Origin of the sequence: Priestia sp. AB (assembly GCF_028369225.1) — a bacterium.
Lineage (GTDB): Bacteria > Bacillota > Bacilli > Bacillales > Bacillaceae_H > Priestia > Priestia megaterium.
Genome location: NZ_JAQMYN010000004.1, coordinates 418505 through 444331, shown reverse-complemented (window position 1 = coordinate 444331; position 25827 = coordinate 418505). Strand labels below are relative to the sequence as shown.

At 39.2% G+C, this 25827-nt stretch carries 30 protein-coding genes and 1 pseudogene; 20 read left to right on the top strand and 11 right to left on the bottom strand.

Features of this window, described 5'->3' with window-relative positions:
• Nucleotides 1–9: 9 nt before the first annotated feature.
• Nucleotides 10–510, bottom strand: coding sequence for a GNAT family N-acetyltransferase (locus tag POF52_RS15545; RefSeq protein WP_271993354.1), 501 nt, complete (start codon nucleotides 508–510; stop codon nucleotides 10–12).
• Nucleotides 511–624: 114 nt separating this feature from the next.
• On the opposite strand from POF52_RS15545, the gene POF52_RS15540 reads away from it, so the two are divergent.
• The 5 genes from POF52_RS15540 (at nucleotide 625) to POF52_RS15520 (ending at nucleotide 5270) form a co-directional block, all read left to right on the top strand.
• Complete coding sequence (locus POF52_RS15540; RefSeq protein WP_271993353.1) at nucleotides 625–1554, top strand: hypothetical protein; 930 nt, start codon at nucleotides 625–627, stop codon at nucleotides 1552–1554.
• Between the two features lie 104 nt (nucleotides 1555–1658).
• Nucleotides 1659–2288, top strand: coding sequence for a CPBP family intramembrane glutamic endopeptidase (locus POF52_RS15535; RefSeq protein ID WP_271993352.1), 630 nt, complete (start codon nucleotides 1659–1661; stop codon nucleotides 2286–2288).
• Between the two features lie 225 nt (nucleotides 2289–2513).
• Entirely contained in the window at nucleotides 2514–3209 is a 696-nt protein-coding gene (locus POF52_RS15530) for a FadR/GntR family transcriptional regulator (RefSeq protein ID WP_016765006.1), read from the top strand.
• Nucleotides 3210–3490: 281 nt separating this feature from the next.
• Nucleotides 3491–5050, top strand: coding sequence for a sodium:solute symporter family protein (locus POF52_RS15525; protein WP_176584412.1), 1560 nt, complete (start codon nucleotides 3491–3493; stop codon nucleotides 5048–5050).
• Complete coding sequence (locus POF52_RS15520; RefSeq protein ID WP_034650149.1) at nucleotides 5025–5270, top strand: hypothetical protein; 246 nt, start codon at nucleotides 5025–5027, stop codon at nucleotides 5268–5270. Before POF52_RS15525 ends, POF52_RS15520 begins: the two co-directional genes overlap by 26 nt.
• Nucleotides 5271–5328: 58 nt before the next feature.
• On the opposite strand, the gene POF52_RS15515 is transcribed toward POF52_RS15520, so the two are convergent.
• On the bottom strand, nucleotides 5329–5799 hold the full coding sequence (locus POF52_RS15515) for a hypothetical protein (RefSeq protein WP_176584411.1): 471 nt from the start codon (nucleotides 5797–5799) through the stop codon (nucleotides 5329–5331).
• A gap of 389 nt (nucleotides 5800–6188) precedes the next feature.
• Between POF52_RS15515 and POF52_RS15510 the strand changes: the two genes are divergently transcribed.
• The 5 genes from POF52_RS15510 to POF52_RS15490 all read left to right on the top strand — a co-directional run bounded on the left by POF52_RS15510 (nucleotide 6189) and on the right by POF52_RS15490 (nucleotide 11195).
• On the top strand, nucleotides 6189–6674 hold the full coding sequence (locus POF52_RS15510; RefSeq protein WP_176584410.1) for a DUF2306 domain-containing protein: 486 nt from the start codon (nucleotides 6189–6191) through the stop codon (nucleotides 6672–6674).
• Nucleotides 6675–6855: 181 nt separating this feature from the next.
• Nucleotides 6856–7236 carry a GNAT family N-acetyltransferase gene (locus tag POF52_RS15505; protein WP_334314409.1) on the top strand — a complete coding sequence of 127 codons (381 nt, stop codon included), beginning with the start codon at nucleotides 6856–6858 and terminating at the stop codon, nucleotides 7234–7236.
• 2 nt (nucleotides 7237–7238) lie between these two features.
• The gene (locus POF52_RS15500) at nucleotides 7239–8318 is read left to right on the top strand and encodes a DNA alkylation repair protein (protein WP_176584409.1); all 1080 of its coding nucleotides are present in this window, start codon (nucleotides 7239–7241) and stop codon (nucleotides 8316–8318) included.
• A 155-nt stretch (nucleotides 8319–8473) separates the two neighbouring features.
• The gene (locus POF52_RS15495) at nucleotides 8474–9058 is read left to right on the top strand and encodes a hypothetical protein (protein WP_271993351.1); all 585 of its coding nucleotides are present in this window, start codon (nucleotides 8474–8476) and stop codon (nucleotides 9056–9058) included.
• Between the two features lie 481 nt (nucleotides 9059–9539).
• Complete coding sequence (locus POF52_RS15490; protein ID WP_271993350.1) at nucleotides 9540–11195, top strand: M14 family metallopeptidase; 1656 nt, start codon at nucleotides 9540–9542, stop codon at nucleotides 11193–11195.
• 45 nt (nucleotides 11196–11240) lie between these two features.
• Here the strand turns inward: POF52_RS15490 and POF52_RS15485 are convergent.
• The 3 genes and pseudogenes from POF52_RS15485 to POF52_RS15475 all read right to left on the bottom strand — a co-directional run.
• Nucleotides 11241–11594 (bottom strand): annotated as a pseudogene (locus POF52_RS15485) (SDR family oxidoreductase); the annotation flags it as partial.
• 107 nt (nucleotides 11595–11701) lie between these two features.
• On the bottom strand, nucleotides 11702–11857 hold the full coding sequence (locus POF52_RS15480; protein WP_169305194.1) for a hypothetical protein: 156 nt from the start codon (nucleotides 11855–11857) through the stop codon (nucleotides 11702–11704).
• Between the two features lie 81 nt (nucleotides 11858–11938).
• Complete coding sequence (locus tag POF52_RS15475; RefSeq protein ID WP_013084198.1) at nucleotides 11939–12277, bottom strand: general stress protein; 339 nt, start codon at nucleotides 12275–12277, stop codon at nucleotides 11939–11941.
• A 222-nt stretch (nucleotides 12278–12499) separates the two neighbouring features.
• On the opposite strand from POF52_RS15475, the gene POF52_RS15470 reads away from it, so the two are divergent.
• Entirely contained in the window at nucleotides 12500–13369 is an 870-nt protein-coding gene (locus POF52_RS15470; RefSeq protein WP_013058194.1) for an SDR family oxidoreductase, read from the top strand.
• A 31-nt stretch (nucleotides 13370–13400) separates the two neighbouring features.
• Complete coding sequence (locus POF52_RS15465) at nucleotides 13401–13625, top strand: hypothetical protein (protein WP_016764994.1); 225 nt, start codon at nucleotides 13401–13403, stop codon at nucleotides 13623–13625.
• A 41-nt stretch (nucleotides 13626–13666) separates the two neighbouring features.
• Here POF52_RS15465 and POF52_RS15460 read toward each other — a convergent pair whose 3' ends face one another.
• A complete protein-coding gene (locus POF52_RS15460) occupies nucleotides 13667–14524 on the bottom strand; it encodes an STAS domain-containing protein (RefSeq protein WP_271993349.1) in 858 nt (285 codons plus the stop codon).
• Between the two features lie 165 nt (nucleotides 14525–14689).
• Here POF52_RS15460 and POF52_RS15455 point away from each other — a divergent pair, with 165 nt between their 5' ends.
• Nucleotides 14690–15631: a magnesium transporter CorA family protein gene (locus tag POF52_RS15455; RefSeq protein WP_176584406.1), complete on the top strand. Its 942-nt coding sequence runs from the start codon at nucleotides 14690–14692 to the stop codon at nucleotides 15629–15631.
• Between the two features lie 46 nt (nucleotides 15632–15677).
• On the opposite strand, the gene POF52_RS15450 is transcribed toward POF52_RS15455, so the two are convergent.
• From POF52_RS15450 to POF52_RS15440, 3 genes are all read right to left on the bottom strand, one after another.
• Nucleotides 15678–15980: a hypothetical protein gene (locus tag POF52_RS15450; protein ID WP_218039764.1), complete on the bottom strand. Its 303-nt coding sequence runs from the start codon at nucleotides 15978–15980 to the stop codon at nucleotides 15678–15680.
• A gap of 17 nt (nucleotides 15981–15997) precedes the next feature.
• Entirely contained in the window at nucleotides 15998–16300 is a 303-nt protein-coding gene (locus POF52_RS15445) for a hypothetical protein (RefSeq protein ID WP_016764990.1), read from the bottom strand.
• 133 nt (nucleotides 16301–16433) lie between these two features.
• A complete protein-coding gene (locus POF52_RS15440) occupies nucleotides 16434–17645 on the bottom strand; it encodes an AGE family epimerase/isomerase (protein ID WP_271993348.1) in 1212 nt (403 codons plus the stop codon).
• Between the two features lie 347 nt (nucleotides 17646–17992).
• Between POF52_RS15440 and POF52_RS31170 the strand changes: the two genes are divergently transcribed.
• Nucleotides 17993–19327: an SH3 domain-containing protein gene (locus POF52_RS31170; protein ID WP_442956643.1), complete on the top strand. Its 1335-nt coding sequence runs from the start codon at nucleotides 17993–17995 to the stop codon at nucleotides 19325–19327.
• Nucleotides 19328–19724: 397 nt separating this feature from the next.
• Here the strand turns inward: POF52_RS31170 and POF52_RS15425 are convergent, their stop codons facing one another.
• The gene (locus tag POF52_RS15425) at nucleotides 19725–19937 is read right to left on the bottom strand and encodes a cold-shock protein (RefSeq protein ID WP_271993347.1); all 213 of its coding nucleotides are present in this window, start codon (nucleotides 19935–19937) and stop codon (nucleotides 19725–19727) included.
• Nucleotides 19938–20169: 232 nt separating this feature from the next.
• Between POF52_RS15425 and POF52_RS15420 the strand changes: the two genes are divergently transcribed.
• From POF52_RS15420 to POF52_RS15405, 4 genes are all read left to right on the top strand, one after another.
• Nucleotides 20170–21039 carry an STAS domain-containing protein gene (locus POF52_RS15420; protein WP_271993346.1) on the top strand — a complete coding sequence of 290 codons (870 nt, stop codon included), beginning with the start codon at nucleotides 20170–20172 and terminating at the stop codon, nucleotides 21037–21039.
• Nucleotides 21040–21419: 380 nt separating this feature from the next.
• Nucleotides 21420–22574: a ParM/StbA family protein gene (locus POF52_RS15415; RefSeq protein WP_176584401.1), complete on the top strand. Its 1155-nt coding sequence runs from the start codon at nucleotides 21420–21422 to the stop codon at nucleotides 22572–22574.
• A gap of 15 nt (nucleotides 22575–22589) precedes the next feature.
• Nucleotides 22590–23297 (top strand): hypothetical protein, encoded by a 708-nt coding sequence (locus tag POF52_RS15410; RefSeq protein ID WP_271993345.1) that lies wholly within the window; start codon nucleotides 22590–22592, stop codon nucleotides 23295–23297.
• 185 nt (nucleotides 23298–23482) lie between these two features.
• Entirely contained in the window at nucleotides 23483–23638 is a 156-nt protein-coding gene (locus POF52_RS15405) for a hypothetical protein (RefSeq protein ID WP_176584399.1), read from the top strand.
• 536 nt (nucleotides 23639–24174) lie between these two features.
• On the opposite strand, the gene POF52_RS15400 is transcribed toward POF52_RS15405, so the two are convergent.
• The gene (locus POF52_RS15400) at nucleotides 24175–24702 is read right to left on the bottom strand and encodes a cupin domain-containing protein (RefSeq protein WP_176584398.1); all 528 of its coding nucleotides are present in this window, start codon (nucleotides 24700–24702) and stop codon (nucleotides 24175–24177) included.
• Nucleotides 24703–24977: 275 nt separating this feature from the next.
• Between POF52_RS15400 and POF52_RS15395 the strand changes: the two genes are divergently transcribed.
• Both POF52_RS15395 and POF52_RS15390 read left to right on the top strand, forming a co-directional pair.
• Complete coding sequence (locus tag POF52_RS15395; RefSeq protein WP_013058178.1) at nucleotides 24978–25166, top strand: hypothetical protein; 189 nt, start codon at nucleotides 24978–24980, stop codon at nucleotides 25164–25166.
• A gap of 243 nt (nucleotides 25167–25409) precedes the next feature.
• Nucleotides 25410–25586 (top strand): aspartyl-phosphate phosphatase Spo0E family protein, encoded by a 177-nt coding sequence (locus POF52_RS15390; protein ID WP_016764981.1) that lies wholly within the window; start codon nucleotides 25410–25412, stop codon nucleotides 25584–25586.
• Nucleotides 25587–25827: the final 241 nt, after the last annotated feature.

The window sequence follows — 25827 nt, the reverse complement described above, 5'->3', positions numbered from 1 at the left end:
AGAGTTGTCTTACAAATTTTTAAACGTGTCCCATCCAAAAGCCACTTCAGATAGAGATGTCCCCTCAATAACAACCTCAGCACGATCGATTCTTTTTCCGCCAAGTGCTTCGTAAAACTGACAGGCGCCGTTTTGTTCAAAAGCCCATGTGAGCATCGTATGTATATGTTGGTTTGCCAACTCTTGCGCTATTTTATGCATAAGCGCTTTTCCAATTCCTTTTCGCTGATGCTCTGCGAGTAAATACATGGCATACAGTTCTCCTTTATAGAAAGGATGCTTGCTGGTTCTTTCTTTGCCATAAGAAGCAAAGCCTACGATTTGACCGTTTTCTTCTGCAACAAAAATAGAATTTGATTCCAGCTGCTTTTTCCAGACGGGCTTTTGCTTTTCAGCGCTCAATGAATCTAAAAAAGAATCCGGAACAAGTCCTTTATAAGTTGATTTCCAGCTTTCTACGTGTACATTGGCGATGCCTGCTTCATCGCCAATTCTGCCTTGACGTATCATATGCCCACCTCATTTTTTCTATATTTTAACATAATTTTAAAACGGTCATCCCCGTTTTTTTGTTTTTTTTGTATATATATAGTAGCTATTTTACATAACAAAGGAGATGATATAATGAGTAAATTATTATTAAAAGATCAGCCGTTAATTGTACTGCCGGCGCTGGCAGTCAAAGTAGGAGTGAACGGAGCCCTGTTTCTTCAGCAGCTTCACTACTGGCTTGAAAAAAGCGTAAACGTGCAGGACGGATATACATGGGTATACAACACCAATCAGCAGTGGCTGCAGCAGTTTCCGTTTTGGTCGCTTTCAACGATTCAACGCATCATTTCAAAGCTTGAAAAAGAAGGGTTGATTATAAAAGGAAAGTACAACCGCTCTAAATTTAACAACACCGTTTGGTACCGGATTGATTATAAGAAACTAGAAGAGCTTATGCCAAGCGATGAGTTTGAAGAGCTCGAAGATGTCAATTTGACAGAAGGGGAGAGTCAAATTGAAGCAGCGGAGCCCGTCACAGTGAAGGCTTCATTAACAGAGACTACAGCAGAAAATACAAATCAAATAAAAAGAAAAGAAGCCGCGCATGACGCTTATGTACAAACGTTAGAAGCCGCTTTTATTGCTAGAAGAAACCGAGGGGTGTATCCTTCAGCTAGTGACTTGAAGCATATGTATGAAGTCGCCAAAAGCGAAATACCTATAGAAGAGACGCTAGCTGGACTGCATGAAGCATTTGATCACTACGTGCCTAAATACAGCGGCGATACCATTCGAGCATTTGCCTACATTAAACAGCATCTTTTTCATAAGCATTATGTAACATCACAGCGCACGCTAGCGAGTCATCAGACTGAAAAGCCGCTTTCCTACGCTAATAAAAAGCGCGTTGTTCGCAAGGAATTGACGCCGGATTGGCTAAAAGAAAATGAAGAGACAGAGACTTCAGCTCCTGCTTTTAGAAATGATGCTCACTTTGAAGAAGAAAAGAAAAAGCTTGCTGAAAGTCTTCGTGAGCTGGAGCAGGAATTAAAAAATAATTGAAAATACCCCCGGACTTTTATAAGATAAAAGATAGTAAACCTTTTGAATACGAAAGGTTTACTAGGTAAAAGAAAAGCGGCTTTTAAAGAAGGTGCGCCATAAACGTGATAAAATTTTTGTTTTTGCTGTTTATGCCTACAATCTTTGTTTTTTTCGGTTTGTGGCTTATCCAAAATGTGTTGGTAACATTTGTGTGCTTTTACGGCTGGATGTTTATGATTTTATATGCAAATAATAAAATTAACTTGAAGGTAGCGCTTACAAAAAAATCTCTGTATGTGGGAACTCTCAGCGGAGTTCTATGTGCCGCTGTGATAATTGGAAGTAGCCTGCTTTTTTCTGGTAAAATCTTTCATGTAGAAGATATGCAAGCGGTTTTGCAAATATGGGGATTTAGCGGATGGAAAGTGATCATTTTAGCCGTCATTTTGATTTTTATTAATCCTTATTTGGAAGAAATGTATTGGCGCGTATATATACAGAATAAAGTGAAGAAGCATCTGCCCTTACCCGCTTCAACCATTGTTACATCAAGCTTTTATACGCTTTATCACCTGTTTATTATTCTGCCCGTTTTTGCGTTTCCTTTTAATTGGATCTCGGCTGCAGGCGTTTTTTTCGCAGGTATAACGTGGGCGTGTATAAGGGAGCGATATGGTGCCGAAGCGGCAATTATTAGTCATGCGTTAGCGGACGCGGCGATTATGATTGTATACGGATTATATGTAAGATAGTGGTATTATGTCAAAAAACCATGAATCGTTATTCATTTATAACTTGTTTTCATGGTATAATAACAATAATAGTAAAATTTTATCAACACATTTGAATTGAAATAATGTATACTTGTAATACAAAGATTGAAGCGTTTACATAAATCGGAATACACACAGTTATACTGGAGCCGATGAACACTATAAAAAGAGAGAGAGATAATTACTTGGAGGAGGAATAGAAGTATGTTTGTACCTATTGAGCGTAAAAAAGTGTCTAGTCAAGTGCTTGATCAATTAAAAAAGATGATTAAAGAGAAAACGTTCCCGCCAGAGTCTCGTTTGCCGTCGGAACATGAGTTATCCAAAATGTTTGGAGTGAGCCGCGCACCAATTCGTGAAGCGCTAAGCGTTCTTTCTGCCAGCGGATTGATTGAATCAAGACAAGGCGGAGGAAGCTACGTAAAGCGTGTAAACTTAGTGGGTATGCTTGATCCAATGACGTTTGAAATGGTTGAAGCAGATCAAGTGCTTGAATTAATTGAAATGCGTATTATCATTGAGTCGCAGGCAGCAAGCTTAGCCGCGCTGCGCCGCACAGATGAAGAACTGATTGAAATTAAAGAATCGTTAGAAGCATTTAAAAAGACGGTTCATAACAGTGAAGAAATTGGACATGAAGCGGACTATCGTTTTCACCATGATATCGTGAAAGCAGCTCATAATTCATTCCTTCTTCATGCTGTAGAAGATTTAGGCCATTTGTATCGAAAAGCGCTTGCTTATTCGTTAAATAAAAGCCAAAAAGAAAATCGCAAGCAAACTGACGCCGACCATGAGCGCATTTTTGAAGCGATTAAAAATGGAGACCCAGAAGAAGCAGCAGAAGCGGTTCGTGATCACTTAGAGCACGTTCGCCAAAAAGTAATGGTATCTCAATAATAAAAAACGATAGCCTCAAGGGCTATCGTTTTTTATTTTTTTATTATTTCGTTCATGTAAGGAAATAAAACATGTTAAAAACGAAATTTTACGCTTAAGCCGGTGCGAATGTGCCGGCTTTTTTGTGTGTGAATAGAGAAAACAATTAATTATACTCTTAAATAATCAGAAAATACAGTATTGTTAATAAATTTGTGGCGTGGTATTTTATTAACAAATGTTACTTTTATTTACATATTAATGTAAGTAAATATAACATTAAGAGGAAGAGGAGGGATAAGATGCTTTCATCAAGCGTGGGTTATTTGATTTTACTGATTTTTGGAGGAGGCTTTACAGCCGTCACAATCATAATGCAGCGCCGTCAAGGAAAGGAAATGACGGCTGAGCAGTTTAGTACAGCCGGAAGAAATGTAGGCGTTGGGCTGGCGAGTGCATCTATTATTGCTGCATGGACATGGGCCGCTACGTTAATGATGTCTTCTTCCACAGGTTATCAGTACGGAATTAGCGGACCGTATTGGTACGCAGCGGGAGCAAGCATTCAAATTTTGCTGTTTGCCATTGTCGCGATTAACCTGAAGAAAAAAGCACCGAATGCTCATACGTTTTTAGAATTTATTGCACAGCGCTTCGACGTGAAAAATCATCGTTTAATGCTTGGTTTTGCGCTTATGACAAATATTATTGTGACCGCCATGGTTATTTTAGGAGGAGCCATTGCTTTAAACTCTCTTACCGGGATGAATATTTTTGTTGCCGCTATTTTAATTCCTCTTACGTTTACAATCTACACCATGATTGGCGGTTTAAAAGCCTCATTTGTTGCTGATTATTTTAACACCGTTTTTATTTTCGTTATTTTATTTATTTTTGCTGCTGCCGTCTATTATAAGTTCGGCGTAACAAGCGTGTACGAAGGGTTGAAAAATCTGCCTCAGTCACAGCATATGCTTACGATGGCATCGGTGCCGGGGCTTTTGTTTGGAATGATTAATATTATCGGGAACTTTGGTACGGTCTTTGTGGATCAAGCTTACTGGCAGCGTGCCATTGCAAGTAAAAACAGCGCTGCTTCAAAAGCGTATATTTACGGCGGAATTGCTTGGTTTTCGATTCCATTTGCGGTTGCCACTTTCCTCGGCGTAAGCGCGGCTGGTCTTGGAATTGCCGTTGATTCACCAGATTCTATTGCACCGGTTATGGCGTCACACGTGCTTGGAAATCTAGGTTCTATTTTGTTTTTAACAATGCTTTTTATGGCAGTAATGTCGACAGGAGCAGCTGAATTAACGGCGATTACCAATATTATCGTAACGGACATTTACCTGCGTTCTATCAACCCGAAAGCAAGCAGTAAAAAAATCTTAAGCACATCGCGAAAAGTGACGCTTGGCTTCGGGCTGGCGATGGGCGTGTTTTCCATTTTACTGTTTTATTTAGGAATTAGCCTTGGGTTTGTTTATATGGCCATGGGTATTTTCGTCAGCGGAGCCGTTATTCCCGTTACGCTTGGACTGATGTGGAAAAAAGCGACGAACACAGGTGCATTCTATGGTGCGCTGTTAGGAATGATCGGAGGCGTTGTCGCATGGAACACATCTGCTTACTTGATTAACGGTCACATTAACGTAGAAGCCCTTGGCGGACTGTATCCAATGCTTATTGGAAATTCTACCGTTTTTATCATCAGCGGGGTCATATCAATTGGACACGGCTTACTTGCTAAAAAAGAATTTGACTTTGATGAACTAAAAGATAAATTTAAAAGCTTTGATGAACACGGAGATGAACCATTAAGGGAGGAAGTGGCGTATGGATCCACAACAACAGTTAAATAAAGACGCAAAGCTTTGTACGCGCTGGGCGCTTGGACTTACATTTTTGTTTGTCCTCTTGTTTCCAGGCGTGATGTTTTTAACGGGCTATCAATACACGCTTTCCTTTTTTAAAGGCTGGACGTATCTTGCGTTTGGCTGGCTGATTATCGCAGGGATTTGCATTATTGTGGGGCCTGTGATGGAGTTTGTGAGGGAGAAGAAGGATAGTACTTTAAAATAATAAATTTTATAAAAAAACAGCTTTTCTTTTGGAGAAAAGCTGTTTTTTTATTGATTCCTTATATTGTTTTAGAATCCCTCTCCAACTTACACACCCACCGGTAATACTGCACCACCATCCAAAACAACAGCGGATTTAGGAAAAGCGAATACCACCACGTCCACCATCCGTAGTGAAAATAGCCCCAAGGAGCAGGGAGAAGGGCCACTACTTCATAAAGTAAAACAGCAACCGACCAAAGTAAAATATAGGCGGCTTTTTTTGTGAGCTTTCCGGCAAAAGGATAGTAGGTAAGAAAAAGCATGTTCACAGGCGGAATGAGAACAGTATAGGCGAAAATACCTTGCCAGTCTGTTTCTTGTGTAAAATACCAGTAGCCGTGAAATTTGAAATTAATGAAGACGTCAAAGATATGCTGAGCAGCAATGGTGAACATCCAAATGTGTACAATTTGATTTGTAGTGAAGCGCTTGTTTGTTTTAAAAGCAAGAACGTTAAATACTAAAATAGAAAGAATTAATCCAATCATACTGTTCTCCTTTTTACTTCTTACCTATATTGTATAATTTTAGGAGATTAAATCCAATAGAGAAATGAACATACTACGAATTTTCTGCGGTATTTTTCATAGGGACAGACTGTATTTTTTTCGATTTCTTAAAAATGCGATCACCAGTAAAAGAGCAGGAATGACAATTTAAAACGGAAGATGTAAAGTGAACGGAATGATTTTTAATCCTTCATATACATGCAGCTGCCATCCGCTAATTCGAGCATTTTCCACTGCCTATCCGCTTTTTAACGTGTAGCATATGCATCATGTAAGTAAAGAGTTGGAAAGTAAATAGGAATATTTTGTTAAAAAAAAGTCCGCTAGCCGAAGATATAAGAGAGAAGTACGTAAAAGGAGAGAGCACGTTGGATTTATTTGGAGTTATATTAAGTATCCATATTGGACTCGGCATGATTTGTTTGCTTTCAGGAATGGTGTCTATGCTAGCGGCTAAGAAAAAAGGACGGCATACCAAATGGGGAGAAGTGTATCACGCTTCTTATGCAGCACTAGCTGCCACAGCTATCATGTTAGCGATTTGGAAATGGAATGAAATTGCTTATTTATTTTATATTGCCGTGTTTTCATACGGATTAGCGATTTATGGCTATGCAGCACGCAAGCGAAAATGGAAGAACTGGCTTCAGCATCATATTCGCGGTATGCTGGTGTCTTATATCGGAGCTGTTACCGCACTGCTTGTAAATGTTGGAGACAGTATTCCGCTGTTAAACACGCTTCCGGCACTTTCTTATTGGTTTTTGCCGACGATTATTGGCAGTCCGCTTATTTACATAGTCGTAAGACGCTATAGAAAAAATGCTTCTGTTTCTAAAAAAATATCATACTAAGCAAAAAAGCCTTTTACAGAAAAGGCTTTTTTCTGTTGCGAACATTTGTGCTATGATAGAGAAGCAAGGAGGATGCAGCATGAAAGAAAATCATCAGTTTACCATACATACGAATAAAGAAAAGCTTGATATAGATGTCATCTACTAGTACCTTCATCATGAATCATACTGGGCAAAAGGAATTCCGCTTCACCTTGTTCAAACGTCCATTGAACACTCCGTTTGTTTTGGCGTGTATGATGAGTGCGATAAACAAGTAGGGTTCGGACGAATTATTTCTGATTTTGCGACGTTTGCTTATTTGGCGGATGTGTTTATTCTTCCGCACGCACGAGGCAATGGGCTTGGAAAAGCGCTGGTACAAGAAATGATTCGCTATCAGCCGATTCAACACGTACGAAAAATTTTATTGGCAACAAAAGATGCTCACGGTTTGTACAGTCAGTACGGATTTAAAGAAGTTAAAAATAAGCAGCTGTTCATGCAAATTTTTAAAAAAGGGATGTACGAGCGGGCGATTTATTCAAAAGAAAATAAAATACTGCCTGGAAAAGAGGGATAAGTATGGCTGAAGAATTACGTAAAAGCGTGTTTAATGAAGAATTGATTACGCACTTAAGCGACGCTTTTTCACGTGAAATGAGTTCATTTGATAAAAAAGCATTTCATGCGCTTGTTTTTCAACAAGATTGGCAAGACTTGGCGCTTAAAGAGCGCATGAGAAGAATTACGCTTTCCATGCATGAAGTGCTGCCGGGAGATTATGAAGAAGCACTTCATATCCTCTATAAAGTGGCTCCAACGGTAGGAGGACTTCAAGGCACGATTTTTCCAGATTACGTTGAACTGTATGGATTGGACGATTGGGAAGCTTCAATAAAAGCACTCGCTTTTTTTACGCCGTTTTCCACATCAGAATTTGCGGTGCGTCCGTTTTTAATTCAAGATAAAAATCGAATGCTCCAGCAAATGATTGAATGGGCAGGAGATGAAAACCATCATATTCGCAGATTAGCAAGCGAAGGGAGCCGGCCTAGACTTCCGTGGGGACAATCAGTACCTGCGTTAAAGCTAGATCCAAAACAAACGCTGCCGATTTTAGAACAGTTAAAATGCGATGAATCGCTCTATGTCCGAAAAAGCGTAGCCAATCATTTAAATGATATTTCTTACATAGAAAAAGACTGGATGCTTGATGTGGTGAAAAGCTGGTACGGAAAAGACGTTAAAACCGACTGGATCGTTAAACATGCGTGCCGCTCACTTTTGAAAAAAGGAGATCCTGAAGCTCTGTCTCTTTTCGGCTATGGAGATGATCCTGGCGTGACTGTCACAGGGCTTAGCTTACAGCCGCATACTATTACAATCGGTGATAGCATTGACTTTTCCTTTGAACTATCCGTGGAAAAACCCATGCCGCTTCGCATAGAGTACGGAATTCATTACGTAAAAGCAAAAGGAAACCGCACTCAAAAAGTGTTTATGCTAAAAAATGTTCAAGCAAAAGCAGGTCAAACGCTGACAGTCACAAAAAAGCATGCGTTTAAAGATTTAAGTACAAGAAAACATTACAGCGGCACGCATACGCTTTCTGTTATTGTAAACGGAGTAGTAAAAGCAGAAGCGGACTTTGTGATAGAGTAGCTCTTTCCTTATGGAGAGAGTTTTTTATGTTTCTATAGAGTTGATAAGGAAACTTAAGTCAATAGGTTGCTGCCTCTTTACTTATTTACAAAATCGACTGAGAAACATCCATTTAAATTCCTTTTATGGTATATTAATCCTCAGGGAGTGATAAAGTGAAGAAATTTATGGTGGGCACATTGAGTGCTTTTTTGGCAATGTCATTGGTAGCGTGCTCAAACTCTGCTAGCAAAGAAGAGAGCGGCTATAGCATTCAAAAAGTGAAAGTCAAGATAACAGATGATGCCAATTTAATTGGAAAAGTTGGTATACAAGAGAGCAAAGGAAAAATGGTCGATGTAAAACCAAAAGCGCTGTATTACGAGTTTAAAATGAAGCAGCAAGGCAAGCGTAAATTCTATCAAAATGATAAAGACGAAATAGAAGCTAAAATTATACCGAATGAAGATTTAAAGAAAGCATCTATCAATACAGTAGGCGTTAATGTATTTGATGAGGGGCATGAGCAGTTCGGTACAGGTATGGGAATTGAAGAATTTGACTATATGAAAAAAGGAAAAGTCGATGTGCACTACGATCTGGGCGCGACTGTTAAAAACAAAGAAATGCCTATGGCTCCGTCCGATCAGAAATTAAAAAAACTCCAAAAGGTAGCGAGGCATGGAAAACTCGTCATCACGAGAAACAACAAAGAAATTGGCCGATATGATTTAGAAACGCTAGAATCCGTAAAGAAATGAATATAGGAGAGATAGCTGCATGGAATATGAAACAGCTAGACTAGCGCAAAACGGGCTCGAGGAAATGCTAAGTTTTATAGCAGTTCATACATAAAAAAGAGGCTGGAACAAACGTATGTTAGCTGAAATGAAAAATGAACCATTGATCAACATGTTTGATTAGGGGTGCATTTTTTTGTTATAGCGAACGGAGATTTCATTTGTTTCATTCCTTCTAGCAGTTAATTGAAGGTGAAGGATCCTGCGGGAAAAGCGGTTGAGATCATTTATCCTGAGTAGTCGTCTTCATATAGAGTTGATTTTGTTATGTCCTAATCTCTTTGTTATAAAATCGCACTCTTCTCTTACATTAAAATAGTCAAAAAGGTTCAGCTCCCTTATCTTGAAGTTATTTCCTTAAACGGTATAATTATTTATGAAACATTTTAAATATTTTAAAAATTTAAAATGTCTAATCAAAGGGATGGGGAGGAGTAAATGAATGAAAAAAACTGTAAAACGAACGGCCGTGCCGGCTCTTTTGTCGATTGGATTATTGCTGTCGCCACTTGCGGTACAAGCTGAGATGCCTTATTACGGAAAAGACTATAGTCAGCCGAAAAAAATTAAAGCGCTTTATCCGGAAATAAAGGTGAATGAAGCGACGCCGGCATTTCTGAAAGGACAAGACGCATTTACGACTCAAGAAGAAATGATGAGCTATGTCCAAAAGCTTGCTCATAAAAGTCCGTACGTAAAGCTGAAGATTATCGGAAAGTCACAGCAAGGGCGTGACATTCCAGCTCTGTATTTTTCAAAGGAAAAGAAGTTTGCGGATGGAAAACCATCTAAAAAACCAACGATTTGGCTTCAAAGTCAAATTCACGGAAATGAACCGGCAAGCGGTGAATCTGTACTCGCCGTGGCAACGCGTTTGACAGAAGACTTTGGAAAAGATGTGCTAAATAAAGTGAACATTGTTATTGTCCCGCGCATTAATCCAGACGGATCTTATGCATTCAAGCGCCAGCTAGCAAATAATTTAGATGGAAACCGCGACTACATAAAGCTTGAAAGCCCGGAAGTGCAGAGCGTACGAGCTGAATTTAACCGTTTTTCACCAGAAGTTGTCATCGACGCTCATGAATATACGCCTTACAGCAGCGGATTTAAAAATATCGGTAAAGAAGGCGTGTGGAAGTATCACGATATTTTACTGCAGTCTGGTCGAAACTTAAATATTCCGCAGAACATTCGAGACGTGTCTGATGAGCTGTTTGTGAATAGTACGCTTACAGCCATTGAAAAGCAAGGATATTCAGGAGAAGTATACTATACGTCTCAAGTGAATAAACAAGGGCAGCTTGAAGTGGAAGAAGGCTCAGTTGAACCGAGAATTGGTCGAAATTCATTAGGCTTGTATCCATCGTTTTCGTTTTTAGTGGAAAGCAGAGGAATTGGCATTGGACGAGAAGATTTTCCGCGGCGAGTGAGTGCCCAAATTGCTACACAAGAAAAGCTCATTACGCAAACAGCCGCCCATGCCAAACAAATTAAAGCGCTGATTGCAAAAGAAAAAGCGGCTCTTGTCAAAAAAGGAAAAAATGCAAATGATCATGATCCAATTGTTGTGAACAGTGAAAATAAAAAAATACCAAACTCTACGTTAGAAATGGTTGATGTGGAAAGCGCGTCTGTTAAAGAAATTCCTGTGACGTACTATAGTGCCAAAGCGGCAACGCCAACGCTTGTCCGCGAACGTCCAACTGCTTACATTTTAAAGGCAGGACATGAAGAGTTAGCAGCAAAATTGCAGAGACAAGGCGTAAAAGGCTTCAAGTTAACGAAAGAAACGGCTCTTTCAGTAGAAGCGTATTCGGTCAGCAGCCGTATTGAAAATGAAGCCTACGAAAACAAACCAAATGTAGACGTGCAAACAATCGTGAAGAAAAAAACGGTGACGTTCCCAAAAGGAAGCTACGTCTTTTTAACATCTCAGCCGCAAAACAATTTATTGTCTCTATCGCTTGAGCCGGAATCAGTAGACAGCTTCACAACGTTTGGGTATTTGCCTTCAGAGGTAGGACAAGAACTTGATGTTTACCGGTTTACGCGTTCCATTGAAAAATCGCCTTTGCAAAAAGAATCCCGTAAATAATGAAAAAGCGTGGAGCTTGGCTTCACGCTTTTTATATTGAGATTTTTAAGAAGAAACCCACTCTCCGCCGTTTACATGCAGCGTTTGCCCCGTGACAAACCGTGAGTCGTCGCTTGCGAGATACACGTAGGTTGGAGCAAGTTCAAACGGCTGTCCTTGGCGTTCCATCGGATTGTCTACTTGCGTTACTTGATCAGCTGAAAAGCTTGCTGGAATGAGCGGTGTCCAAATGCGGCCCGGAGCTACTGCGTTTACGCGAATGCCGTCTTTAATCACACTATTGGACAGCGCTCGAGTGAAACCAACAATGGCTCCTTTAGTTGCCGTGTAGTCAATTAACTGTTCATAGCCTTTATACGTCACAATTGAAGCAGTATTAATAATTGAGCTGCCGCTTTTAGGACCTCGTCCACCTTTTTATGTAACCCCGCGCTATGAAAATATCTGCCTGTTTTATAGTACAAAGAGCCCTTCTGCATGAAGGGCTTTTAAATTGGCATTCTCTTTTATTTTCCTCGTGATTGCTCACGTGATTCATGGCGGTTTTTTCTTCTTCTAGAGAGGAAATAAATAAAAAAGCCGATTAATACAAGAAACGTGATAAGCAAAATACTAGTAGGAAAGTAAAGAGAGCCTATCTGAATTCCCAAATAATTTAACATCGTTATAACTTCCTTTCTTGATAGACAATGGTTTATTTTACTAAATACCCTTATAAGCTAATAAAAAACGTTTCCGCTGTTTTAGTAGGGAATTGATTGACTCTGTGCGCCAATAACCACGATATTTCCTTGTTTCATTTCTTCTTTATACCGGTTTGCTTCTTGATTGGATAAGCCAAGCGAAGCCATCTTTGAAAGAAGCTCATCTTCTCTTGAAAGAAGCTTATTTACCGCCGTTTCAAACATACCTTGCTCTGCCATTCTGTACTTTTTTGTATGTGTTGCCTCCGTTAAATTCTGAGCCCATTCTTTATCGTAGGCCAGCAGATAAATATCTTTGCTTGTAAATCCTTTCTTTAAAAAAGAATGGATGACGCAGACTGCCTCCTCTTGGTTTTCTGCTACTTGAATGTGTTTCATACACGAACCAAACCTCCTGATAAAAGATATTTCTGAAATACATCTTCTACTCATTCTGTAGCCTTTGTTTCCAACTTTAAACTTGTTTTCTATGAATTTTCTAAGATAGTAAAAGAGAATAGAAACTTCATAAACTTTTAAAAAAAGATGTTTGAACTTCAAAACAGAAGGCTAAACCTAAACTATACTAAAAAGTTCCATCAAAAATAGGAGGAGATTAAAATGAATTTACAAGATCAACAAACACAAGGTCAGCCCCAACAAACGCAAGACCGCCAGCCGGGTATCGAAAGTGAGATGAATCCTCTCCCTATTTATGAGGATGACAATTACATTGGTACAGGAAAATTAAAAGGAAAGGTAGCGCTAGTTACCGGGGGAGACAGCGGAATTGGACGAGCTGTATCCATTGCTTATGCGAAAGAAGGAGCGGACGTAGCCATCGTTTACTTAAACGAACATAGCGACGCCGAGGAAACAAAAGCCCGCATTGAAGAAGAAGGTGTAAGATGCTTGCTGATTGCAGGAGACGTAGGAGACGAATCGTTCTGTAACGAAGCGGTAGAAAAAACAGTGAGTGAGCTTGGAAAGCTTGATATCCTTGTGAACAATGCAGGAGAGCAGCATCCAAAAGAAAGCATTAAAGAAATTACGAGTGAACAGCTTGAACGAACGTTCAAAACGAACTTTTATTCATACTTTTATTTTACGAAAAAAGCGCTTGATTATTTAGGAAAAGGCAGTGCGATTATTAATACAACGTCAATTAATCCTTACCGCGGAAATCCTCAGCTGATCGATTATACGGCGACAAAAGGTGCAATCAACGGCTTTACGCGCAGTATGGCGCAAGCGCTTGTCAAAGATGGCATTCGCGTTAACGCTGTAGCGCCGGGCCCAATCTGGACACCGCTTATCCCGTCTACTTTCTCGGGTGATAAAGTAGGAGAGTTCGGTACAGACACACCGATGGGCAGACCTGGGCATCCTGTGGAGCACGTAGGCTGCTATGTACTGCTAGCTTCAAATGATTCATCTTATATGACGGGTCAAACGCTTCATGTCAACGGCGGAGATTTCATGAACACATAATTGCTTCACCTATAGTAAAGGAGGAGAAAAGATGGGAGAACGCCAGAAAAGATCTATTTCAAATACACCAAAAAAAAGAGATGAAACGGAACAGCGTGTAACAGATCAAGACGAAACGTTATTTGAACGTTTCAAAGAAGAAGAAACGGTCGATCCTATGCCGTTGGAAGATATAAGACTTGAACAAAAAGAAGAGAAAAATAAAACGAAAACGAAAGATGAATCAGGTTCTGAAAACATTCATCATAAAAAATAAAAAACAGCCTTCTCGGGCTGTTTTTTGTTTGTATCCCTATATTAATGAGTGCTAGAAGCAATTACAATTTTTGAATCATCTTCTAATGCCTGAGCAAGATTCGATTTAATTCGTATATGGTCAAAACTTAAACCAAGCTGCATCGCAGTAGTGGCTAATTCAGGACGAATGCCGGATAAAATTGATTTAACGCCGATTAAATCAAGCGCATTTATCAGTTGAAACAGCTCGTGCGCGACCATTGTATCGATCATCACAACTCCTGACAGATCAATATACAAATGAGAGATTTGCTTCTTTGCACACTGTTTTAACGTGCTTTCTAGGATCATTTTGGCTCTTGCCGTATCAATATCGCCGACTAATGGTAAAAGAGCCACGTCTTTTTTAATCACAATAACAGGTGAACTTAATTCATGAATCATTTCCTGCTGAGAGCGGAGGCGGTTTGATGCATATTCCTGCGCTTCTGTGATGAATTTCAAAATAATAATATCAAACACTCTTATTACTTTTTCATTCCATACATCGATGTGCTGCTGAGTGATGTCATCATGAAGCTCTGCAAACCGGCGAATATACTCACAGTGTTGTTTGCGGACGTTCATAAATTCTTTAATAATACTTTGAATGGGGGTTCTAAGATGCTGTTGGTCTTTGGCAACTTTATTTAGCCACGTGTTAAAAGATTCAAAAAAGCTTTTTTCATCTTCTATAAAGACGTTGCTAATATATAAATGAAATTCATAGTTTTGCGCTTTTAAGCGTTGAATGACATCGGGATCATTAGAGGTATATACGCCTTCAGAAGATTTTTTGTCCAAAGATTCATACCATTCTTCCGTCATAGTTGGTGCACTTTCTAGCAGATAAGAACGTAAAGCGATATCTTTCTTCACTGTTATTCTCCTCTCAAACTTATAAAGCATGCGCAGGTGCGCAACGTATTTATTATAGCATCTTTTTCATAAAGATGGATATGAAATGTATGTTTGTTTTTTATGTTAGGTTTTAAGTGATTGTATATAGGGAAAAATTCTAATAAAAGGGGAAAGAGGGAAAGTATGAATACCGTGACGAACGATCAGTGGAAATGGTATCAGTTTGATTTAGAAGAAGCAGATGGAATAGCTGATATAATCAAAGACTATCAGTATCCAAGAGATGAATGGTTTTGCCAGCAGCTTCAAAAGAAAAATTCTAATCATATTCAAGTAGACGTGATAGGAGAAAGCGAGCTTATTTATGGTTCGCTGATTTATCATAAGAAGTCGTTTGATCAAAGGGATTACGATTCGTTTCATTTTTATATTACCGAGGAGTTTATTATAACGGCAGGAATTGATTTGGAAATCCTAGAGAACACCAATCATGAACGAATGATTGAACGAATGAAGCAGTCTGCTAACACGGCGGAAAGTTTTTTTATTCTTTTAGGCGAAATTATGAAAAAACACTTAAATGGGTTTGATCAGTTTGAAAGTCATTTCAGAGAGCTTCTGTGGGAAGTGCGCCATAATAATAACATTGACGTGTTGGATGACATTCATAAAGCGCGGTACGACCTGCTTATATGGACAAATTTAATCAGTTCTGTTCGAGAAGTCACCATGGGAATAGAAGAAGCGTTTCATAAAAAAATTAACCAAACGGTCGAATATCAGCGGATGTGTAAAAAAATTGAAATTGGCTTAACGCTGATTGAACAATATCAAAAAGAATTTGACGCGTTAATTAAATTAGAAGAAGTTGTGTCTACTCATCGAGGAAATGAAATTATGAAAGCTTTAACGCTCCTTACTGCCATCAGCACGCCTTTAACGGCTTTTGGAGCCCTTTGGGGAATGAACTTTAAAGGAATGCCCGAGCTTGACTGGAAGTTTGGCTATGTCTATGCGCTTATTTTGATTGTTCTGTCGACCGTGGCTATTTATCTTTATTTACGAATGAAAGGGTGGACGGGCGATCTGTTAAAAGGAAGAAAAAAGAATTCATTTTTTAAATAAGCTTTAATAAAAGCAGCCGCTTAATAAGCGGCTGCTTTGTTGGCTGTTATCCTCGCCTCCACGTCGTAGGCTCACCTGAACGAAGGCATCTTGGAAATAAATCGTTTTCTTTTAGCTTTACTTGATTGCCGTTTTCATCGGTATAGCGACCGGTTTGCGGAACCAATTCTCCGGTTGAAAAGGCGTCATCTATGGGCTTCCACGTCGTTGATTCACGTGTGTGTGGGCAAGGTGTAAAAAGATCATCTTTTTGAAAGAGTTTAATTTCACCTTCCGCACAAATGTAAGCCCCCGATTCTGGTACAGCTTCACTCGTTCGATAAATGTTTTGTACGGTCTTCACACGCATCCAACCTTTCTTTTTAATTAGTTGTATTTTAGTGTCCCTGTCGTGGCGTCCATGTACGTGCGGTCTTCTATAATATCTGAGTCGTCTAGCTTTCTAAACGGAGCGCAGTAGCATACAACACCCGTCTCGATTTCAATTTCTTGAAATCCGTACGCACGGCAAAGGTATTCACCGACGTCGCTTGGAGATGGATGCGTATCCAACTCATCTAATGCTTCATTAAACATTTCTAAAAATTCTTTTTTCGAAAATTGCTTCTCATGGTGCAGTGTTACTGGATCTCCAGAATCTGTTCCTTGTGCTAACGCGTAAAAATACATCGTCCTCACTCCTTGCATATATATAGTCGAGCTTTTTCTAAAATGTGTAAACAATGATTGTTAGTAAGTAAATTCCCTTAAATAAAAGAAATAAACGCATTTGGAAGAAAACGGTTTCTTCATGATCATTCTTTCAAAGAGAATTCAGTGCTATCAGCGTTTGATAGCAAGCTGCCACAGGGTGATAATCGGCTTTAGGAGCCGGGCTTTTTTTCGAGCTGTAGCGTTCGTTTTGCTGATTTAACAGCTGATACCAGCCTCCATATGTGTGATCGATAAAGTGTTTCTGACAGTAGGAGAACAGGGCATCGTATGCTTTCCAATATCCGCTGTCTCCGGTTTTTACCCCGAGCAGTGAAGCCGCAGAAATGGCTTCAGCCATCACCCAGTAGTTTTTATCCCGGTCAATGACATCTTCTTGAGGCGACAGCGCAAAGTAAAGACCTCCGTACTTAGCATCCCAGCCCCGGTTCCAGGCCTTATCAAACAAATCTTTTGCACGTTCTGTCATCCAGTTTTCCGAACGGTGCCGATCAAGCCATAAAAGCAGCTTGCTCCATTCAAACTGATGTCCTGGTATAAAGCCGTACGGACGAAATTCATCTTTTGTATTGTTTTTATTGTAGTCCCAATCTGGCTGCCAGTCTGTATCATAATGCTCCCAAACCATGCCGCCAGATCGTTCAGCAAGCTGCTGAGTAACGCCTTTTGCAAGCGTGTACGCTCGGTCCAAGTATTTTTTATCTCTTGTTGCTTCAAAGGCAGAAAGCATCGCTTCACACATGTGCATATTTGCATTCTGGCCGCGATATAAAGAAGAAGCTGACCACGGCGCGTCCCATTCATCTCGGTAAAAGCCGTGCACGTCTTCCCAAAAGTGCTTTTCCATCACGTCATGTACCTGTTCAATTGTTTCTTTTGCTTCTGAAATGCCGGCTTGATACGCGATGGAAGAAGCTAAAAGAGCAAAAGCGTGGCCATATGCTTGTTTCGAATCATCTTTTACTTCTCCGTCATCGGCTACTTCAAAAAAATACCCGCCGTGCTTTCTATCATAATGGTTGTTTTGTAGAAAACGAATGCCGTGCTGAGCTGCTTCTTTGCACCAATCCGGTCCGTCTAAAAGAGCCCCTACACTGAAGATATAAATAAAGCGCGCCGTACTTACTAAGTGCTTTGAATGCGTGTTGTTGACGGTGCCGTCGTCGTAGTATTCATGGATATATCCGCCGTTTTTTTTGTCAATACAAGCGGGGTAGTAGAAATGAAGCGTATCAAAAATATGCTGTTTTAATGTGTGAGGTTCTCGAAACGCAGTTGAGGAAAAATCCGTTGCCGTGTTCATTTTATCACCATCTCAATCTTTGTTTTTAGTTATTTTCTACCCTAAGCAGTTGAGAGTAAACGTAAGGGTTTTTTTGCTGTTTCTGCTCTATTATTCTATTTTTGTTGAAAATGTATCAGTTTGGAAACAAGTTTGAAATATTTTGATATACTTTTGACACGATTATCCGGTATTCTAAAGATACGTGCTAGCTGGAACGAACAAATGTATAGAGCCTCTAGACGTCAAATGATTTTATTTAATGTAGCTAGTTTAAGGTTGAGCTTAAACATCGGATCCTGTTTTCACTTAACCTATTAAACTAGCAGCATATATTTCTATTATATTTTGCAAATGAGGTATAAAAAATGGCAGAAGTGAACAAACAAAGATTTTACAAAAAACTAGCGGTAACAGGTCTTGCTTTTACCCTTGTAGGGGCAGGAACTCTAGGTCTTCATTCTTTACATTTTACCGGTGAGCCAACTGTCGCAAGCGCAGCGGCGGAAACATATACAACAACGGCGAATTTAAATATTCGAAGCGGCCCATCGACGTCCAACGCGATTATTGCAACGGTCAAACAAGGCACGCAGCTAATGGTAGTTGGACAAGCAGCAAGCGGCTGGCTGAAGGTAAGCTATCAAGGCAAAACGGGTTACGTAAGCAGTGAGTATGTTAAAAAGTCAGCGAGTTCAACGATCAAAACCTATGTAACGACGGCAAATTTAAATATTCGAAGCGGTCCCTCGACGTCAAGCGCGATTGTTGTAACGATCAAACAAGGCACGCAGCTAACGTCGACAGAACAAGCAGCGAACGGCTGGCTAAAAGTAAGCTATCAAGGCAAAACGGGCTATGTGAGCACGCAGTACGTAAAGGAATCAACGAGTTCTTCTGAACCGGCTCCAGCTCCTACTCCCGCAGCTTCTGTCTATGTGGCGACAGCGAATTTAAATGTTCGAACAACTGCTTCAACTTCTGGTGCTGTCATGGCAACACTTAAAGCCGGCACACAGCTCGACGTAACGGCTAAAGCAGCAAACGGCTGGCTGAAAATTACGTATCAAGGTAAGGTTGGCTATGTAAGCGGTCAATACGTACGAGCATTAGCTGGCATGAAAGTGGTTTCGAACCCTGAAAGCATCCAAGTTGTTGTGAATAAACAAAACAAGCTTCCGGAAAACTACGTTCCGAAAGATTTAGTATATACAACGATTCCATTTACATTCAAAGAACAAACGGAAAAGAAAAAAATGCGAAGTGAAGCAGCCGCTGCTATTGCACAGTTGTTTGCGGGTGCGAAAAAACAAGGCGTTACGCTTCTTGGCGTATCGGCTTACCGTTCACATGCAACGCAAAGCGCGCTTTTTAGTTCGTATGTTCAAAAAGACGGTTATGATAAAGCGGCAACTTATAGCGCATTGCCAGGCACGAGTGAACATGAAACGGGTCTTGGAATTGATGTAACAAAAGAAGACGGCACATGTGCTGCTCAAGACTGCTTTGGCGGAACTAAAGAAGCAGCTTGGCTCGATGCCCACGCAGCAGAATACGGATTTATTATTCGTTATCCAAAAGGAAAAGATGCGGTAACGGGCTATAAATATGAACCGTGGCATTTGCGATATGTAGGCAAACCAGTGGCGCAGGCGATTAAAAGTAAAGGCATTACGCTTGAAGAATATTACGGAATTAAGTAGTTTAAAAAAGAAGCTAGAATAAAAGCAGCTTAGTTGAAGGAAGATCCGAACGCGTTTGATTCTTGATAGAGAATCAAACGCGTTCGGATTTTTTATTGTTTTGATGAAGGTAGGTTTCATATATGCAGGGGCTTCTAAGTGCTGAATGGAGGGCAAGGCTCATCGGCCGCCAGCAAAAAAATTAACAGCGTTGGAACAAGTGATTCATACTAGCTGCTTTATCCCATTTGTTCGTTTTTAGATTGGATGGATTTAGTTATGCCTCAATTTGAATGTAGAATTAGTTGCATCATATAAAAAAACACCTCTTTCGAACAAAAGTCGAAGAGGTGTTTTTGGGTTCGAAAAGTATTTGATTCGACAGTCTACCCATAACCTGTATGTAAATGTCACTCTATCAGTCAACTGGGTATACTTTTATAGCGCTGGGTCCTTTAGCTCCTTCTTGGATTTCAAACTCTACTTTTTGTCCTTCTGCCAGGTTTTTATATTCCTCACGGTCGATCGCGTTGGAATGAACGAACACTTCTTTTGATCCGTCTTCGGGTGTGATAAATCCAGATCCTTTTGATTCGTTGAATGATTTAACGGTTCCTTTATGTTTACTCATTGAAAAAGCCCCCTTATAAGTATAGAAATAAATTCATAGTAGTTTTTTACCCAAACGCTGAAATTTCAATCATATTATGGTAGGTATATCGATTAGAAGAATAGGGGTAAAAGTAAATAGGGAGGGCCTAACAATTTTTTTATTTCGGTTATATTTTTATATTGTATGTGATATAACTATTGTTATAAAATGTAATCGTTAATTCTGCTAACTAAAGGAGATAAAGAAAAAAATGAGGGATGAGTTGTTATATATAGGGAAGAAAATTATCGATAATAAACAGGAATTAGCGATACAATTTTCTGATCTGATGGACTCTGAATATAAGCGGAAGCTGGTTTACCACGAAGAAAGCGAAGTTTTAAAATGGAGAGCAGAACTCATTGAGTATTTAGGCGAGTCGTTATTCGAAGAGCGCTCGGTCGTTTTAAAGAAAATCGTTCAGTGGGGTACAGATATAGGAAAAGTGGCTGTGGAAAACGGACTTTCTTTGAGTCAAACGTTAAAATCACTTGCGCTGTTTCGAACAGTGATATGGGGTGTTTTTACAGAAGAGCTGCAGCAGAAGCAGTTCGCTCCTATTACGATGCTTGATGTAAGTAAAAAAATTGATCCGATGCTTGATGAGCTTAATCATATATTTGTCGAAATCTACGAAGAACATAATACGGACACCATAAAACGCGCTTATGCAGCGCTAGAAGAATTATCAGTTCCCATCGTTCCTCTTTCTGAAGGAATCGCTGTGATGCCAATCGTTGGACAAATTGATACGCATCGTTCGCAGCTTATTATGGAAACGGCTTTAGAAAAAAGCGCTCAGCTGCAGCTGAGTTATTTAATATTTGATATTTCAGGTGTTCTTATCGTCGATACGATGGTAGCGGACAATATTTTTCAAATTGTAAAAGCCTTACAGCTTATCGGCACTAAAACGATGATTACCGGAATACGTCCGGAAATCGCGCAAACCGTTGTGGATTTAGGCGTCGATTTTGGAACAATCAAAACAAGAGCGACGTTAGAAAAAGGCCTTGAAGAAATAGGCTTTAGCAAACTGCCAGAAAACCCGCAAAGAAAAAAAGACAAATGGCGTTATTAATAAATAAAAAAGCCCAGAGGCTGGGACAAGAATATTTTAGTTGACGTTAAATCCGAACTATTAATCTGATTGATGGTTTGGTTTTTTTTGTTGTTAGGGTGAACGTAGGTTTCATGTATGTGGCAGCTTCTAGCTGGTGATTGAATGGCTTATATTGCAAAAAAGTTAAGGGGAAGTCACAGCGTCACATGTTACATTCTTTGTAAAAATGGGTACTGGTAAAAAGAAGCATTCCAAGTGCTTTTCAATTACATTAGCCGTCTAAAATTAATTAATTGTCAATTTAGAATAACATAAATTATTTAAATACTTAGACAAACAAATGAGGAAAATATATACTTATTAGTGTTGTCACGAAAAGATAAAGGGGAGAAACAAGGATGGATATCAAACGTCAAAACGTTGATTTTGGTAACTCAATTTTTCAAACGCTAGTGGATGGTTATTACTATGAAATTCCTACAAACGTAGTAGAAGTCACAAAAGATCAGGCAGAGGGGCATTTTCCTTCAAGTGTAAATGAACCGGAATTACTTCTTCAAAATTTACTGATTTCTACAACAATCGAAGGAGTAGAAAAGTATTATTTAGTAGGAGACGCAGCAGAGAAACACGTGCTAGGCAATATCCATATTAATAAGCTACATAATAAAACTGAATCTGATATTCCTTATGTGATGTTTTTAGCTTCAGTTGCTTATTACAACATACTTAAAGGAAAAGACAAAGAGGATAATCATGTGACGATTAATTATTTCTCGACTATGCTTCCGATTTGGCTGCTTAAGAAAACAAATAAATTCAGTGAAATGCAGCAGAAGATGGCCGAACGTTTTCAAGGAGAGCACACGGTTACGGTATTGACTCCTGGATTAGAAAAAACGCTTACTGTGAACATTGAAACGAGCAAATGCCGTATTGAAAGCGAAGTGGCTCGCTGGGCGATCAAAAAAGATTTTGAATTACAAGATAGAGAAGAAGCAAATGCATTCAAACATTTTGAAACGCTAATTGTAGATTTGGGCGGAGGCACGGTTGACCTTGCGCTTCTTCCTGCGGGACTACAAGCTCCTAAAAGCAGAAATTCGCTGAAGTGTCTTACGGATATTTCATATTTGAAGCATATTGAAAAGCTAAGAAATGAAAAACTGCTTGAGTATTTTGATGATGTTCGTTCATTAGAAGAGTTTATTATTGCCAATATCCATAAAGCAAAAATGGAGCAAAGAGACGGCAATAGCGGGAAAAAAGTAGATCTCACGGAGCCTATTCACGCTTCGCTTAGAGAATACACGCAAATTTTATTAACGAAAGTTGAAAATCTATTTCCATCGCCAAAAGATAAAGTCTATAAATATATTTATATTGGAGGACTGGCTCCTATCCTTCAACAGTTTATTGCAGAACAGATTGATAACATGTACGGGGAAGAAATCAGAGAAGAAAATCATCTTTTCTTGCCGGAGACGCGCAAATTAAATTTATACGGTCTTGAAATTTTAAGCAGACATGAAACAAACGCAGTTCACGTTTAAAAAGGGGGAGCATATATGAGTCATCAAAACACTCGCCTTAAGGAAGCACTAGATGATTGGTACGGTCAGCTAAGCTCCCAAATGGCTGCACCATTTTACTTACTATCAAATGCGTTTCTGACAGCTGGCAATCTATCAGCAGATATGATAGGAGCAAGACAAAAGACCGTAAGTAATAGAGATGAACGTGCAAATTTCACAATCGACACTGCTGACATTCCGTCAGAAGTGTCATCATTTCTGAAAGAAAAACAGCACGCAAGCGAGCTACAGGACTATATAGTAAGACTCATACAGCAAGACTTGCAAAAAAAGAGCAAAGAAAATGAAGTGGAGACGCTCGTTCATTCACTTCGAAAAGAGCTGTTGGACGAAATTGACTTACTAAAAAAAGAAATGAATTCACGTCTTGCTGCAAATCGTGAGGAGTATGAGGCCTCGCAGGCAAAGGAACTGCAGGATTATGTAGCGAAGCTTGTGGAACAAAACGGGCAGAAAGACAGCCGGGAAGAAGATTTTCAATCGTTAATTCATTCATTAAGAACCGAGCTGTTAGGCGAAATTCATTTGCTTAAAAAAGAGCTTGGCTCTGCGTCAGCTCCTTCCTATAAACAGCTGAAACCCGTTAAAAATGAGGAAGAAGAAACATTTAAAGAAGGTCAATTAATTAAAAGTGAAAAAGTGACCGGAACCATTCAAGAAGATATCGATGTAGATTTCTAAACAGAAAGTAGAGGTGTAATATGCCTCTACTTTTATTATTTTTCTATTAAACATGAGGCAGGGGCAAAAGTGTTTTTGCTAAAGGAAGATCCGAACGAGTTTGATTCTTGATCGTGAATCCAACTTGTTCGGCTTTTTATTGGTATGCTGAATGTAGGTTTCATGTGTTTAAATGCTTCTAGCTGTTGATTGGAGGGCAAGGCGAAGACTCCTGCGGGAAAAGCGGAACAGGTGAGACCCCGCAGGAGCGCAAGCGACGAGGAGGCTCATCGACCGCCCGCGGAAAGCGAAGCCTTGCACGGAAATTAATAGCGGTCCAATGTAAAAGCTTTAGCGTATAAATCATAAAGCTCTTTTGTTTCTTTGTAGCATTTTTCGGACGTATAAGCAAAGATCGAATGTAACAATGGTGAAGATACTGCATTTTATCATAAACCAAAATAACGATTCGTTTATGCCAAATCCACCAATGGAAGCTTTTAGTTCATTTAGCTGCCTGAGAATTAAATTTATGTCGTTTTCATAGGCCACAGTAAAAGATTTAATCACAAGCATGGTCATAATGACTGCTTCTACAGATATATATAGAATTTTTCTTGCTAGTTTAAGAGAAGGATGTACGTTTGATTTGGGAACTTTATAAAATAATTTCATCGTCTGTTTGCCTTTCAGTTATTTTAAGCGGTTTAAAAAGATTATTTTATTGTATAATTCTTTCCTTGGCTACAAAATCCTTTATGTATAGCAAGTTTAAAAAAAGCCTGCTAGAAAAGGTCATACACCGATTTTCTAGCGAGCTTTTTAGTCAACATCCATCTATTCACTTAGTATTGATCCTGAAAAAGCGTTCCAATCCTGTATAACGCTCTGCTTATCTTTAATGTTCTTCAGCCAGAGCGTTTGCTTTTGTCACATGAACCGTACCAAATGGGTGGTTTGGGGGAGCGTATATGGAGTAAAGCTTTAGCGGAGTGGTACCCGTATTGGTGACATCATGCCACGTTCCGGCAGGGATAAATATCGCATCGTCATCGTAGACTTTTCGTTTAAAGGTTAGATTGTTTTTACTTTTGCCCATTTGAACAACGCCTTGCCCTTGTTCAATACGCAGGAATTGATCAACGTTAGGGTGGATTTCTAAGCCGATATCTTCACCGGGCTTAAGACTCATTAGCGTCACTTGTAAATGTGTTCCCGTCCATAAAGCAGTGCGGTACGTATTGTTTTGCTTTGACGCTTCATTAATGTTAATAACAAACGGCCTTGGTCCGTAGTCCTTTAATTTACCGTTTCTTTGCTGAAATTGTTCGCTGGTGTGATAGTGATTCGGCACATAATAACTATATGGCTGCCAGCCGTAATACACTGGATTCTGCCACTGATGGTAATAAGGTGTATAGTGCATACTCATTCTCCTTTTCTCGTTTAATTTTTCTTTTCATCCTATGCTTTTGTCAAAACGGTTGATACCATTTGCCTTTTTGTCTGTGGTCTTTATCCACTAATTTTTTGCTGAAATCATGTGATTAATGATTTATCTGAGCCTTTCGACTGTTTTGCGGTGGTTAAAAAATACTTTCATCACTTTAATACGATAATTCAGTAAAAAATATATCGTATGAAAACGTTTTATTTGATATAATTTTAGGAGATGAAAATTATTTTAAAGGGTGACGTTCATTGAAAGAAAAAAAACTTCAAGAATTAACTGAACATCTTAATAATTTATTCAACAATTTAATTCATGGATCTATCACAGAAGGTGAATTTAATGAGCTGTCCGAAGAGCTTTACAGAAAGCAAACGAGGCTGCGCTATGAGATAGAGTGTGAGAAAGGTTCGTATTACAGAGAATATTTTAGAGGCTGAGGCTTTGTATTAGACTGCTTTCTAAGAAATAAGAAAAGACCTCCATTTAGGAGGCCTTTTTCTTAATTTCGAGCAGAAAGTGGAGTGATACTTTCTATTTCAATAATTATATTAGTATATTGACTTTATAAAAAATAAAACTGTTGAAGCTCTAAAACTCGCTATTCACCCCCAAAAACCTGTATGATAGGTTTAAGATTACCGCATATGAGATATATGTATAGTAAAAAGGGGTGATGAGCTGTGAAGTGGTATAAAGGAGTTGTCATGCAAGTCTTAATGACAGAAATCGAAACAGCAAGAGAGCATATGGTTATGTTAGGACTTACAGAAGGTTTTACAAGCCGTAATACAGTTCGAATCAGTCAAACCCTTGATTATTTATTAAATGAACTAAGTAAAGTGCTGGCCGCAGATTAATCGTATTTTATATAAAAATGAAAAGAGCTGCTGACTTCACGGCAGCTCTTTATAAGTTGCCTTAACGTTTACTTTAATGTTTATGATACTATTTATACAGTTACCTTGTAGCAAAGAAAATAGCGGAATCTATTATATATATCGTATAGTAGAAATCTAAAAGATGAGTTGAAAGCACCCTTGGAAAGGGAAGCTTAGATACATAAAGCAAACGCCGTACTAAGAATGGCGATGGAGGGTA

What these genes read in the sequence shown, in the direction of transcription:
- POF52_RS15545 (WP_271993354.1), bottom strand. Translation starts at nt 510, where the DNA reads ATGATACGTCAAGGCAGAATTGGCGATGAAGCAGGCATCGCCAATGTA.
- POF52_RS15540 (WP_271993353.1), top strand. Translation starts at nt 625, where the DNA reads ATGAGTAAATTATTATTAAAAGATCAGCCGTTAATTGTACTGCCGGCG.
- POF52_RS15530 (WP_016765006.1), top strand. Translation starts at nt 2,514, where the DNA reads ATGTTTGTACCTATTGAGCGTAAAAAAGTGTCTAGTCAAGTGCTTGAT.
- POF52_RS15525 (WP_176584412.1), top strand. Translation starts at nt 3,491, where the DNA reads ATGCTTTCATCAAGCGTGGGTTATTTGATTTTACTGATTTTTGGAGGA.
- POF52_RS15520 (WP_034650149.1), top strand. Translation starts at nt 5,025, where the DNA reads ATGGATCCACAACAACAGTTAAATAAAGACGCAAAGCTTTGTACGCGC.
- POF52_RS15515 (WP_176584411.1), bottom strand. Translation starts at nt 5,799, where the DNA reads ATGATTGGATTAATTCTTTCTATTTTAGTATTTAACGTTCTTGCTTTT.
- POF52_RS15500 (WP_176584409.1), top strand. Translation starts at nt 7,239, where the DNA reads ATGGCTGAAGAATTACGTAAAAGCGTGTTTAATGAAGAATTGATTACG.
- POF52_RS15490 (WP_271993350.1), top strand. Translation starts at nt 9,540, where the DNA reads ATGAAAAAAACTGTAAAACGAACGGCCGTGCCGGCTCTTTTGTCGATT.
- POF52_RS15480 (WP_169305194.1), bottom strand. Translation starts at nt 11,857, where the DNA reads ATGTTAAATTATTTGGGAATTCAGATAGGCTCTCTTTACTTTCCTACT.
- POF52_RS15475 (WP_013084198.1), bottom strand. Translation starts at nt 12,277, where the DNA reads ATGAAACACATTCAAGTAGCAGAAAACCAAGAGGAGGCAGTCTGCGTC.
- POF52_RS15470 (WP_013058194.1), top strand. Translation starts at nt 12,500, where the DNA reads ATGAATTTACAAGATCAACAAACACAAGGTCAGCCCCAACAAACGCAA.
- POF52_RS15465 (WP_016764994.1), top strand. Translation starts at nt 13,401, where the DNA reads ATGGGAGAACGCCAGAAAAGATCTATTTCAAATACACCAAAAAAAAGA.
- POF52_RS15455 (WP_176584406.1), top strand. Translation starts at nt 14,690, where the DNA reads ATGAATACCGTGACGAACGATCAGTGGAAATGGTATCAGTTTGATTTA.
- POF52_RS15450 (WP_218039764.1), bottom strand. Translation starts at nt 15,980, where the DNA reads ATGCGTGTGAAGACCGTACAAAACATTTATCGAACGAGTGAAGCTGTA.
- POF52_RS15445 (WP_016764990.1), bottom strand. Translation starts at nt 16,300, where the DNA reads ATGTATTTTTACGCGTTAGCACAAGGAACAGATTCTGGAGATCCAGTA.
- POF52_RS15440 (WP_271993348.1), bottom strand. Translation starts at nt 17,645, where the DNA reads ATGAACACGGCAACGGATTTTTCCTCAACTGCGTTTCGAGAACCTCAC.
- POF52_RS31170 (WP_442956643.1), top strand. Translation starts at nt 17,993, where the DNA reads ATGGCAGAAGTGAACAAACAAAGATTTTACAAAAAACTAGCGGTAACA.
- POF52_RS15425 (WP_271993347.1), bottom strand. Translation starts at nt 19,937, where the DNA reads ATGAGTAAACATAAAGGAACCGTTAAATCATTCAACGAATCAAAAGGA.
- POF52_RS15420 (WP_271993346.1), top strand. Translation starts at nt 20,170, where the DNA reads ATGAGGGATGAGTTGTTATATATAGGGAAGAAAATTATCGATAATAAA.
- POF52_RS15415 (WP_176584401.1), top strand. Translation starts at nt 21,420, where the DNA reads ATGGATATCAAACGTCAAAACGTTGATTTTGGTAACTCAATTTTTCAA.
- POF52_RS15410 (WP_271993345.1), top strand. Translation starts at nt 22,590, where the DNA reads ATGAGTCATCAAAACACTCGCCTTAAGGAAGCACTAGATGATTGGTAC.
- POF52_RS15400 (WP_176584398.1), bottom strand. Translation starts at nt 24,702, where the DNA reads ATGCACTATACACCTTATTACCATCAGTGGCAGAATCCAGTGTATTAC.